The following is a 10,433-nucleotide window of genomic DNA, read 5'->3' on the forward strand; positions in this document are numbered from 1 at the left end:
AGTGATTTGTAAACCCGCCCGCCTAATATCCCAGTCAAGGCAGTCGATCAGGGGGACAGGCTGTGTTGACGACGATCTTTCTCGGTACCTGTGTCGCCGTTCAGGGCACGTTCGTGAAACGGCTCGCGAACGGCTTCGTGACCGTCCGCGTCGGCGAGCAATTCTACACCGGACGGCCCGCCAGCCTCGTGCGCGCGGCCTGACACGGGCCCAGGGGCCCGTTGCAGGCAGCCCGGGCTCGCCTCAGTCCAGCCAGCCGCCGAGGTTGTTCATCGCCACCCGCGCCAGCGCGTCGATATGCGCGTCGTCGTCGTTCAGGCAGGGAATGTAGGTGAATTCCTCGCCGCCGGCCTCCTCGAAGCTTTCCCGGATCTCCTCGTTGATCTCCTCGAGGGTCTCGATGCAATCGGCGCTGAAGGCGGGCGCGATGACCGCGATCCGCTTCTTGCCGGCCTCGGCGAGGCGCGCGACCTCCTCCACGGTGTAGGGCTTCAGCCATTCCTCGGGGCCGAATCGGCTCTGGAAGGTGGTCACGATTTCCGTCTTGTCCCAGCCCAGCCGCTCGCGCAGCAGGCGCGAGGTCTTCTGGCACTGGCAATGGTAGGGGTCGCCCTCCATCAGGTAGCGCTTGGGCACGCCATGGTAGCTCGCCACCAGCACGTCGGGCCGGTTCTCGAGGCCCGCATAGGCGCGCTCGACCGACTGGGCCAGCGCCTCGATGTAGAGCGGATGCTCGTAATAGGGCTCGACCGTGCGGGCGATGGGCTGCCACTTGATGTTCTGGAGCGCGCGGAAGAACTCGTCGCAGGCGGTGGCCGAGGTGGCGCCCGCGTATTGCGGATAGAGCGGGAAGAACAGGATCTTGGTGCAGCCCTGCGCCACCAGTTCGTCCACCTTGGACTTGGTCGAGGGGTTCCCGTAGCGCATGCAGAAATCCACCACGACGCGATCGCCATAGGCTTCCTCCAGCCGCGCCTTGATCTTGGCGGTCTGGTCCTTGGTGATCGTCATGAGGGGGCTTTCGTTCTTCTCCTCGTTCCAGATCGACTTGTAGGCATGACCGGAGGAGAAGGGCCGCTTGGTCAGGATGACGAGCTGGAGCAGTGGCTGCCAGATCCAGGGGCTGTAGTCGATCACGCGGCGGTCGGAGAGGAACTCGTTCAGATACCGGCGCATCGGCCAGTAGCTGTAGTGATCCGGCGTGCCGAGATTCGCCAGCAGGATGCCCACCTTGCCGAACGTCACCTTCGGGTGGTCGGCGGGCGCATGGCTGAGCGCGGGCGCCGCTTCGGCGGCGTCTTTCGTGTGGGGCGGCTGCTGCAACATGTTCATGGTGGCTGGCCTCAATCGGCGGCCCGGTCAAGGGCCTTGTTCGGTTTCGGGTCGGGCGCTTCGTGCACGAGGGCCGCGTTCAATGCATCGGCGAGGCGCGCCTGCGCGCTGCCGGGGCGAAGCGGTTTCTGCTGGCTCTCGTGCGGGGCCCAGCCGGTGAGGAAGACGAGGTCGAAGGTCGCGCGAATGCGCCCTCCGGCCTCCGGGAAATGCGCGGCGTAGATCGCGGCGGCCCGCTCGAAGAGCGCGCGGCGCGCGGGCCGCCGGTGCCGCCCGGCAAGCGCATTCGTCTCGCCCATGGCGCGGAGGTCGCGCATCAGGGCCCAGATGTCGGCGTAGCTCGCCCGCTGCGGCAGGACGTCCGCCACAGGCAGCGCGAGGCCCGCCCGCTGGAGGAGGGAGCCCATCTGCCGGACCTCGCCCATCGGGGCGACGCGGGGGCTGAGCCCGCCGGTCAGCCCGGCCTCGGCCTCGGCGAGCGCGGCGCGCAGCTCGCTCAACGTCTCGCCGCCGAGGCAGACGCCCAGGAACAGCCCGTCGGCCTTGAGCGCGAGACGGGACTGCACGATCTGGCCGACCGGATCGTCCGCCCAATGGAGCGCCATGGCGTGGATCACGAGATCGTGAGCGCCGGGCGCCAGGTCCAGCCGGTCCTCGGGCGCGACGATCCGCGCGTCCCGCACCACACCGGCCCAGACCTCGGGATGCGCCGTCACGATCGCGGGCGACGTAAACGTTCTGTTAACGTCGATCAGCCTTTCCTTGATCTCGTCGGCCGCCGTCTCGTGCAGGAACCCCGCCTCCCGCAGGCGCGCGCGGGCGCGGTGCCGGGACAATGCCTCGGCATCCACGAGACGTGGCTGCGGGGTCGTGTGGGTCAAGATGCGGTCGTCCTCGTGCGCTGACCCGTGGGAACTTAGGGGCCGGACATGAGATTGCAAACGCTGCTGCATGCGGTCTTTCCGCCCGAATGCCTCAATTGCGGCGCGCAGGTCGAGGGCGATTTCGCGCTCTGCGGTCCCTGCTGGGCCGCGACGCCCTTCATCCTCGGCGCGGCCTGCGACCTCTGCGGGACGGGCCTGCCTGGGCAGAAGGCGGAGGGCGAGCGGCTGATCTGCGACGAATGCCACCGCATCGCCCGGCCGTGGGAGCGGGGGCGCGCCGTGATGGGCTATGCCGATGTCGGGCGGAGGCTGGTGCTCGGCCTCAAGCACGGCGACCGGGCCGAGGTGGCGCGCGCCGCCGGGCCCTGGCTGGCGCGGGCCGGGGCGGATCTCGTTGCGGATCTCGGCGCCGACGATCCGGTCCTCGTGCCGATCCCGCTGCACCCGATCCGCCTCGCGCGACGGCGCTTCAACCAGTCGGCGCTGCTGGCGCAGGCGATGGCGCGGATCACCGGGCAGGAGGTGGCGGTGCAGGCGCTGCGACGGGTCCGCGCGACACCCACGCAGGACGGGCGCAACCGGGACGCCCGCTTCGTCAACCTCGCCGACGCGATTCGGCCCCATCCCCGGTTCGGCGGCCTGCTGAAGGGGCGGGCGGTGATCCTGATCGACGACGTGATGACCTCCGGCGCGACCTTCGCCGCCGCGTCCGAGGCCTGCCGGGTCGCCGGGGCGACACATCTGCGTGTGCTGGCTCTGGCGCGCGTCGGCGTCGACGCTTAAGTTGCCGCGTACAGCCGGTTTCGCCTTGGACGGGGAGAAGGGACATGCCGAACGTCGAGATCTACACCTCTCCGCTCTGCGGCTATTGCCATGCGGCCAAGCGGCTCCTCACCTCGAAGGGCGTGGCCTTCACCGAGCATGACGTTATGCGCACGCCGGAGAAGCGGCAGGAGATGCTGGGCCGCGCGAACGGACGCCATACCGTGCCGCAGATCTTCATCGGCGAGACCCATGTGGGCGGATACGACGACATGGCCGCGCTCGACCGCGACGGCAAGCTCGACCCGCTCCTCCAGGATTCCTAACGGCTTGCCGCGACGCGCTGTCCCTTGATGCGGACGGCGTCGGGGCGCTCTAATCGGGTCATGGCGCAGACAGGCAGTTCCAGACCCGACGGCTCGCAGTCCGACGACCCGCTGTCCGTCGCGCTGTTCAGCGAGATGTTCATGGCCGACCAGCTGGCGCGCAACCGGCTGAGCCGTGCGCTGCCCAAGGGCATGGAGCTCAGCCACTTTTCCGTCCTGAACCACCTCGCCCGCACCAACGAGGAGAAGACGCCGGCGCAGCTCGCGCGGATCTTCCACGTCACGCGGGGGGCGATGACGAACACGCTCAACCGGCTGGAATGGGCGGGGCATATCCATGTCCGCCCCGACTGGGACGACGCGCGCCGCAAGCTCATCGCGATCAGCCCCTCGGGCCGCCGCGCGCGGGAGGCCGCCATCGCCGCCATCGCGCCGATCCTGTCCGAGACGGTGCGCGAGATCGGGCAGGATCGCGTGCGCCAGGCACTGCCGGTGATCCGCGAGATGCGCCTGAGGCTGGAAGCGGACGAGGGTTAGGCGGGCTTGGTCGACGCCGTGACGTAGTTCACGCTCAGATCCCTGTCGGACAGCGACCAGCTCCACGCGATCGGGTTGAAGACGAAGCCCTTGCGGTCCACCGGCGTCAGCCCCGCCTTGCGGATCAGGTCGAACAGCTCGTCCGGCGTGATGAACTTCGACCATTCGTGCGTGCCCTTGGGCAGCCAGCGCATCACGTATTCCGCCCCGACGATGGCCATCGCGAAGCTCTTGGGGTTGCGGTTGATCGTCGAGCAGACCATCAGCCCGCCGGGCTTCAGCAGCTCCTGGCAGGCGGAGAGGTAGCCCTGCGGGTCGGCCACGTGCTCGACCACCTCCATGTTGAGGACGACATCGAAGCGCTCGCCCTGGGCCGCCAGCGCCTCGGCGGTGGTGTGGCGGTAGTCGATGCTGAGGCCCGACTGTTCGGCATGGACCTGCGCCACGGGAATGTTGCGCGCGGCCGCGTCGGCGCCGACGACCTCGGCGCCCAGCCGCGCCATCGGCTCGGACAGGAGGCCGCCGCCGCAACCGATGTCGAGGATGCGCAGCCCGGCAAACGGCGCGTCGGCCTTCAGGTCGCGCCCGAACTCGGCGGCGATCTGCGAGGTGATGTAGTCGAGGCGGCAGGGGTTCAGCATGTGCAGCGGCTTGAACTTGCCGTTGGGATCCCACCATTCGGCGGCCATGGCCTCGAACTTCGCGACCTCGGCGGCATCGACGGTTTGCGTAGCGGCGCTCATGGACTTCTCCCCGGCTTCCTGCGAGTGTTGTTGCGGCACAAGTCGTTCCGGGGTCTATATAGGAAGCCCATGGACAAGTTCTCCGGCCAAAAGCGCGCAGCCGCGCACCTGTTTCCGCCGATCGACCCGTTCGATCAGCGGATGCTCGACGTCGGGGACGGGCATCACCTCTATGTCGAGCAATGCGGCAATCCCGGCGGCGCGCCGGTCATCGTGCTGCACGGCGGTCCGGGGGGCGGGTGCAGCCCCGCGATGCGGCGCTATTTCGACCCTGCGGACTGGCGGATCATCCTGTTCGACCAGCGCGGCTGCGGGCGGTCGCGGCCGCACGCCAGCGTGCGCGGCAACACGACCTGGCACCTCGTCGCCGACATCGAGCGCATCCGCAACACGCTGGGGATCGAGCGCTGGGCGGTCTTCGGCGGGTCGTGGGGCGCGACGCTCGGCCTGATCTACGCCGAGACGCATCCCGACCGGGTGGCCTATCTCGCGCTCCGCGGCGTGTTCCTGTCGATGCAGCGCGAGCTCGACTGGTTCTACGGCGGCGGCGCGGGGCAGTTCTGGCCCGACCAGTGGGCGCGCTTCGTCGCCATGATCCCCGAGGAGGAGCGCGGCGACCTCATCAAGGCCTACAACCGGCGGCTCTTCTCGGGCGATCTGATGGTCGAGACGCGCTATGCCCGGGCCTGGGCCGCCTGGGAGAACGCGCTCGCCTCGATGGAGAGCGACGGCGGCGGCGGCGAGAGCCCGGCGGACTACGCGCGCGCCTTCGCCCGGCTGGAGAACCACTATTTCCTGAATAGAGGTTTCCTGGAGGAGGACGGCCAGATCCTGCGCGACCTCCACCGGATCGCGCATGTGCCCGGCACCATCGTGCAGGGCCGCTACGACATGATCTGCCCGCCCGCCTCGGCGCACAAGCTGGCGGCCGGCTGGCCCTCGGGCCGGCTCCACATGATCCGTCAGGCGGGCCACGCGCTGAGCGAGGCCGGCATCAGCGAGGAGCTGGTGCGCATCATGAAGATCGTCGGCCAGCGCCGCGAGAAGTTCGGGATCTGAACGGATTCACCCGGCCCTGAGCGCGTGGGCGGCCAGCCACCTCCGGTCCAGCCCCGGGCTGAGGCGGTGCCGGATCAGCGCGACGGGGTGGCGCCTCAGCGTCAGGCGCATCGCGACGTAGTCCTCCACCACCTCCTCGCCCTCGGTCATGGCGGGCAGCGTCACGCGCCCCTCCACGATCCCCTCGCCGTCGAGGTCGCCCGCGAAGAGCGGCAGTTCCCGCTTCGGCACCAGCGCGCGCGCGGCCCAGAGCGCCTCGCGCCGGGACAGTCCCAGCGCGGCGAAGACATCGGCCTCGGCCAGCACGGTCAGGGTGCGCGCGTTGAGACCCGCGCGGCGCCAGACGTCCTCGACCGTGAGATAGCCGTTGCCGCGCGCGGCCATCAGCCACTCGGCGTCCTCCTCCCGCATCGACTTGATCTGCCGGAAGCCCAGGCGCAGCGCGAGCGCGCCCGTCTCGGTCCGTTCCATCACGTTGTCCCAGTGCGAGCGGTTCACGCAGACGGGCCGCACCTCCACCCCGTGCTCGCGGGCGTCGCGGACGATCTGCGCCGGCGCGTAGAAGCCCATGGGCTGCGCGTTCAGGAGCGCGCAGGCGAAGATGCCGGGATGGTGCCGCTTGAGCCAGGACGAGGCGTAGACCAGAAGCGCGAAGGACGCCGCGTGGCTTTCCGGGAAACCATAGCTGCCGAAGCCCTCGATCTGGGAGAAGCAGCGCTCGGCGAACTCCGCGTCATAGCCGTTCTGCCGCATTCCCCGCATGAAGCGGGTGCGGAACTCGCTGACGTTGCCGTGCTTCTTGAAGGTGGCGAGCGCGCGGCGCAGGCGGTCGGCCTCCTCGGGGGTGAAACCCGCGCCGACGATGGCGATCTGCATCGCCTGCTCCTGGAACAGCGGCACGCCCAGCGTCTTGGCCAGCACGCGGCCCAGCTCGTCGGAGGGGAAGCTCACCTCCTCCTCCCCGTTGCGGCGGCGGATGAAGGGGTGGACCATGTCGCCCTGGATGGGCCCCGGGCGGATGATCGCGACCTGGATCACGAGGTCGTAGAAGCAGCGCGGCCGCATCCGGGGTAGGAAGTTCATCTGCGCCCGGCTCTCCACCTGGAAGACGCCGAGGCTGTCGGCGCGGCAGAGCATCTCGTAGACCGCCGGATCCTCGGGCGGCAGCGTGGCGAGCGTGTAGTCCGCCTGGTGGTGCGTCTTCAGCAGCGCGAAGGCCTTGCGGATGCAGGTCAGCATCCCAAGCGCGAGGATGTCGACCTTGAGGATGCCGAGCGCGTCGATGTCGTCCTTGTCCCACGAGATGACCGTCCGGTCCTCCATCGTGGCGTTCTCGATCGGCACCAGCTCGTCGAGCCGCCCCTCGGTGATGACGAAGCCGCCGACGTGCTGCGAGAGGTGGCGGGGAAAGCCGATGATCTCCTCGATCAGGCGGATGGTCTGCTTCAGGCGCGGGCTGTCGGGGTCGAGGCCGATCTCGCGCATCCGCTCCAGTTCCGGCCCGTGCCTGGACCACGACCCCCAGATCTGCGAGGACAGCGCCGACAGAACGTCCTCGCTGAGGCCCATCGCCTTGCCCACCTCGCGCACGGCGCGCTTGCCGCGATAGTGGATGACGGTGGCGCAGAGGCCCGCGCGGTGGCGGCCGTAGCGCTCGTAGATGTGCTGGATCACCTCCTCCCGCCGCTCGTGCTCGAAGTCGACGTCGATGTCGGGCGGCTCGTTCCGCGCCTCGGACACGAAGCGTTCGAAGACCATGGTGCCGATCTCGGGGCTCACGCTGGTGACCCCGAGCGCGTAGCAGGTGATCGAGTTCGCGGCCGACCCGCGCCCCTGGCAGAGGATGCCGCGCCCGCGGGCGAAGGCCACGATGTCGTGGACGGTGAGGAAGTAGGGCTCGTAGCCGAGTTTCGCGATCAGGCGCAGCTCGTGGTCGAGCTGCTTCTGCGCGCGCTCCGGGATGCCCTGCGGATAGCGCCATTCGAGGCCTGCGCGCGCCAGACGCGCCAGCCGCTCGGCCGCGCTTTCCCCCTCGGCGATCTCGGAGGGGTATTCGTAGCGGAGCGAGCGGATGTCGAACTGCGCCCGCGCGGCGATCTCGACGCTGCGGTCCACCGCGTCCGGGTGCTCGGCGAAGATGCGGCGGATCTCGGCCTCCGAACGCAGGCGCTGCTCGGCGTTGGCCTGCGCGGCGGTGCCCAGTTCCTCCACGCGGAGGCCCTCGCGGATGCAGGTTAGGATGTCGGTCAGCCTGCGGCGGCTGCCGTGGTGCATCAGCGGCCGGGCGGAGGCGACGGTGGCGAGGCCGAGCGCCTGCGAAACAGTCTCTGCGCGGCGGAATCGAGCCTTGTCCTGCCCGTCGTAGCAGGGCGCCATGAGGAGGTTCGTCTGCGGCCCGAGCCTGCGCGACAGCCGCTCCGCCGCGCGGCGCCACTCCGGCGTCTCCCGGTCCGGCGCGTGCAGCAGAAGCTCCAGCCCCTTCGCATGGGCGAGGAGGTCGTCGAGGTGCAGGATGCACTCGCCCTTGCGCGCGCGGAGCCGCCCGATGGAGAGCACGCGGCAGAGGCTGGCCCAGCCCGTCCGGTCGCGGGGCAAGGCGGTGAGGCGCAGCCCCTCCGTCAGGTGCAGGCAGGACGCGGGCAGGAGGCGCGGCACATGGTCGAGCCTGAGGCCCGGCGGATCGGGCAGGTGCGGCGGCTTCGGCGGGCCGATCGGGTCGGCCATGGCCTGCGCGCGGTCCGCGATCTCCTCCTCGATCTTCCGCAGTTCCGACCAGGCCCGCACCACGCCCGCGACCGAGTTCACGTCGGCGATGGCGATGGCCTCCAGCCCCAGGAGCGCGGCACGCCGCGCGTATTCCTCCGGGTGCGAGCCGCCGGTGAGGAAGGTGAAGTTCGAGGTGATGGAGAGTTCCGCGAATCCCATGGCACCAGTATATTCACCTTTTGTTCTCATTTGGAGTCCTCCGGCACCACCGCGTCGAAGACCAAAAACGCGCGAAACGCGCCCGCCATTTGCCGCATTCGCCGGATATCCGGCCGGGACACGCGGCAACGAGACGTCACGAGAACCCGATGTCAGAGACACTCAGCCAGATCCTCGAGATCGTCCTGGCCCCCTTCCGCCACTTCACCAACCCGAGCGACCGGCTGAGCTATGTCTACCTCGCCACGGCCCTCATGGTGGCGATCATCGTCTACATCGTGAACCAGGCCCGCGAAGGCAGGCTGAACGCCGGCGGGCTCGTCCGGTGGCTCCTGCCGAGGGAGGTGCTGATGCACCCCTCCTGCCAGGCGGATTTCGCGTATTTCTTCGTGGTGCGCATCCTGCGCGCGGCGGTCTACGGCTCGGTCGTCGTCTCCTCGGCGGCGGTCTCGGCGATGACCGTCTCGGGGCTGACGTCGCTACTCGGGCCCTCCGCGCCGACGGTCGAGCCGAACATCTGGGTCTCCATCGCCGTCACGCTGACGATCGTGCTCGTCCTCGATTTCGTGCTGTGGTTCATGCACTACGTGTACCACGTGGTGCCGTTCCTATGGGACTACCACAAGGTCCACCACTCGGCCGAGGTCATGACCCCGATCACCGCCGCGCGGATGCATCCGGTCGAGGAGATCTCGAACATGTCGGTGGCCGGGGTGATCATCGGCACCGTCTACGGGGCGTTCACCTATTTCCTCGGCCCCGCGGCGATCCAGCTCACGCTGCTCGAGGTGAACATCTTCCTCGCGGCCTTCTTCCTCGCCGCCTTCAACCTCCGCCACAGCCATGTCTGGGTGCGCTACCCCGTGTGGCTCCAGCACATCCTCGTCTGTCCCGCGCAGCACCACATCCACCACTCCACCGCGCGCCACCACTGGGACAAGAACATGGGCTTCATCTTCGCCTTCTGGGACTGGGCGGCCGGCACGCTCTACACCCCGAAGGAGAAGGAGGAGCTGACCTACGGCCTCGGTACCGAGGAGGACGGCGGCGAATGGCACAGCGTGCGCGCGCTGATGTTCCGTCCCTTCCAGCACAGCGCCGACCGGATCCGGGCGCATTTCGCCACCCGGCGGGCGCGCTGAGATCAGCGCAGGCGGCGGATGACCTGGCGCAGCTCCGCCTCGTCGGGGTCATCGAACCAGAAGCCGCCGCAGGGATCGGACTCGAGCGCGTAGTCGTCTTCCGCGTCCCGGCGCAGGAAGTAGAGGCCGCGGTCGTCGAGGCTGTCGCCGCCGCACCAGGCGGTGATGCAGCTCACCTCCACCGTGACATCGAGGCTGCGAGCCGCGTTGAAGCCGGACGATGTCGCGAGATGCCCCTCGAACCGCGCCGGGAAGCTGTAGCCGACCCGCGCGTTCGGATCGTTCGTCGCGGGGCCGCCGGGCACGTTCAGCCCTGTCCGCGCAAGGCTGCCGAGGCCGACCACGAAGGTCTCGGCGCGGGAATGGGCGCGGTCGAAGCTGTCGCCCACCTCGGGCCGCAGGCAGCTCAGCGCGGCGGCGGTGACGACGTCGGCGATGCCGCGCACCTGGTTGGTCAGGTTGGTCGCCATCATGTTCACGTTGTCGGTCAGGTCTTTCCAGGTGCCGGCGACGCCTTTCACGTTGGCCTGGCCGCCCAGTTTGCCGTCGGTGCCCACCTCGCGGGCGACGCGCGACACTTCCGAGGCGAAGGAGTTCAGCTGGTCCACCATGGTGTTGATGGTGTCCTTCAGCTCGGCGATCTCGCCCTTCACGTCCACGGTGATCTTTTTCGACAGGTCGCCGCGCGCCACCGCGGTGGTCACCTCGGCGATGTTGCGCACC

General features: G+C 69.1%; 10 protein-coding genes. 5 read left to right on the forward strand and 5 right to left on the reverse strand.

What is annotated here, in order from left to right; all coding sequences use genetic code 11:
• Positions 1-243: 243 nt before the first annotated feature.
• Together hemH and ACTS11_RS21055 are read right to left on the reverse strand one after the other, a co-directional pair.
• Complete coding sequence (gene hemH, locus ACTS11_RS21050; RefSeq protein ID WP_442642243.1) at positions 244-1,326, reverse strand: ferrochelatase; 1,083 nt, start codon at positions 1,324-1,326, stop codon at positions 244-246.
• Between the two features lie 17 nt (positions 1,327-1,343).
• Complete coding sequence (locus ACTS11_RS21055; RefSeq protein ID WP_442642234.1) at positions 1,344-2,213, reverse strand: SAM-dependent methyltransferase; 870 nt, start codon at positions 2,211-2,213, stop codon at positions 1,344-1,346.
• A gap of 48 nt (positions 2,214-2,261) precedes the next feature.
• Here ACTS11_RS21055 and ACTS11_RS21060 point away from each other — a divergent pair, with 48 nt between their 5' ends.
• The 3 genes from ACTS11_RS21060 to ACTS11_RS21070 are packed head-to-tail and all read left to right on the forward strand — an operon-like array spanning position 2,262 to position 3,841.
• A complete protein-coding gene (locus tag ACTS11_RS21060) occupies positions 2,262-2,999 on the forward strand; it encodes a ComF family protein (protein ID WP_442642235.1) in 738 nt (245 codons plus the stop codon).
• A 44-nt stretch (positions 3,000-3,043) separates the two neighbouring features.
• Positions 3,044-3,304: a glutaredoxin 3 gene (gene grxC / locus ACTS11_RS21065; RefSeq protein WP_442642236.1), complete on the forward strand. Its 261-nt coding sequence runs from the start codon at positions 3,044-3,046 to the stop codon at positions 3,302-3,304.
• Positions 3,305-3,364: 60 nt separating this feature from the next.
• A complete protein-coding gene (locus ACTS11_RS21070) occupies positions 3,365-3,841 on the forward strand; it encodes a MarR family winged helix-turn-helix transcriptional regulator (RefSeq protein ID WP_442642237.1) in 477 nt (158 codons plus the stop codon).
• Here ACTS11_RS21070 and ubiG read toward each other — a convergent pair.
• Positions 3,838-4,584 carry a bifunctional 2-polyprenyl-6-hydroxyphenol methylase/3-demethylubiquinol 3-O-methyltransferase UbiG gene (gene ubiG / locus ACTS11_RS21075; RefSeq protein ID WP_442642238.1) on the reverse strand — a complete coding sequence of 249 codons (747 nt, stop codon included), beginning with the start codon at positions 4,582-4,584 and terminating at the stop codon, positions 3,838-3,840. The two genes, ACTS11_RS21070 and ubiG, sit on opposite strands and share 4 nt — an antisense overlap.
• Before the next feature lie 69 nt (positions 4,585-4,653).
• Here ubiG and pip point away from each other — a divergent pair, with 69 nt between their 5' ends.
• On the forward strand, positions 4,654-5,643 hold the full coding sequence (gene pip, locus ACTS11_RS21080) for a prolyl aminopeptidase (RefSeq protein WP_442642239.1): 990 nt from the start codon (positions 4,654-4,656) through the stop codon (positions 5,641-5,643).
• A gap of 6 nt (positions 5,644-5,649) precedes the next feature.
• Here the strand turns inward: pip and ACTS11_RS21085 are convergent, their stop codons facing one another.
• On the reverse strand, positions 5,650-8,568 hold the full coding sequence (locus ACTS11_RS21085) for an error-prone DNA polymerase (protein WP_442642240.1): 2,919 nt from the start codon (positions 8,566-8,568) through the stop codon (positions 5,650-5,652).
• Positions 8,569-8,717: 149 nt separating this feature from the next.
• Between ACTS11_RS21085 and ACTS11_RS21090 the strand changes: the two genes are divergently transcribed.
• Positions 8,718-9,710: a sterol desaturase family protein gene (locus ACTS11_RS21090; RefSeq protein WP_442642241.1), complete on the forward strand. Its 993-nt coding sequence runs from the start codon at positions 8,718-8,720 to the stop codon at positions 9,708-9,710.
• 2 nt (positions 9,711-9,712) lie between these two features.
• Here ACTS11_RS21090 and ACTS11_RS21095 read toward each other — a convergent pair.
• Positions 9,713-10,433, reverse strand: a 721-nt coding sequence (locus ACTS11_RS21095; protein WP_442642242.1) for a HAMP domain-containing protein, incomplete at its 5' end; no start/stop codon positions are given.

The organism is Roseicyclus sp., assembly GCF_052168335.1.
Classification (GTDB): Bacteria; Pseudomonadota; Alphaproteobacteria; order Rhodobacterales; family Rhodobacteraceae; genus Roseibacterium.

Excerpts from the sequence above, each read along its gene's own strand:
- hemH (WP_442642243.1), bottom strand. The coding sequence starts at position 1,326 with ATGTTGCAGCAGCCGCCCCACACGAAAGACGCCGCCGAAGCGGCGCCC.
- ACTS11_RS21060 (WP_442642235.1), top strand. The coding sequence starts at position 2,262 with ATGAGATTGCAAACGCTGCTGCATGCGGTCTTTCCGCCCGAATGCCTC.
- grxC (WP_442642236.1), top strand. The coding sequence starts at position 3,044 with ATGCCGAACGTCGAGATCTACACCTCTCCGCTCTGCGGCTATTGCCAT.
- ACTS11_RS21070 (WP_442642237.1), top strand. The coding sequence starts at position 3,365 with ATGGCGCAGACAGGCAGTTCCAGACCCGACGGCTCGCAGTCCGACGAC.
- ubiG (WP_442642238.1), bottom strand. The coding sequence starts at position 4,584 with ATGAGCGCCGCTACGCAAACCGTCGATGCCGCCGAGGTCGCGAAGTTC.
- pip (WP_442642239.1), top strand. The coding sequence starts at position 4,654 with ATGGACAAGTTCTCCGGCCAAAAGCGCGCAGCCGCGCACCTGTTTCCG.
- ACTS11_RS21085 (WP_442642240.1), bottom strand. The coding sequence starts at position 8,568 with ATGGGATTCGCGGAACTCTCCATCACCTCGAACTTCACCTTCCTCACC.
- ACTS11_RS21090 (WP_442642241.1), top strand. The coding sequence starts at position 8,718 with ATGTCAGAGACACTCAGCCAGATCCTCGAGATCGTCCTGGCCCCCTTC.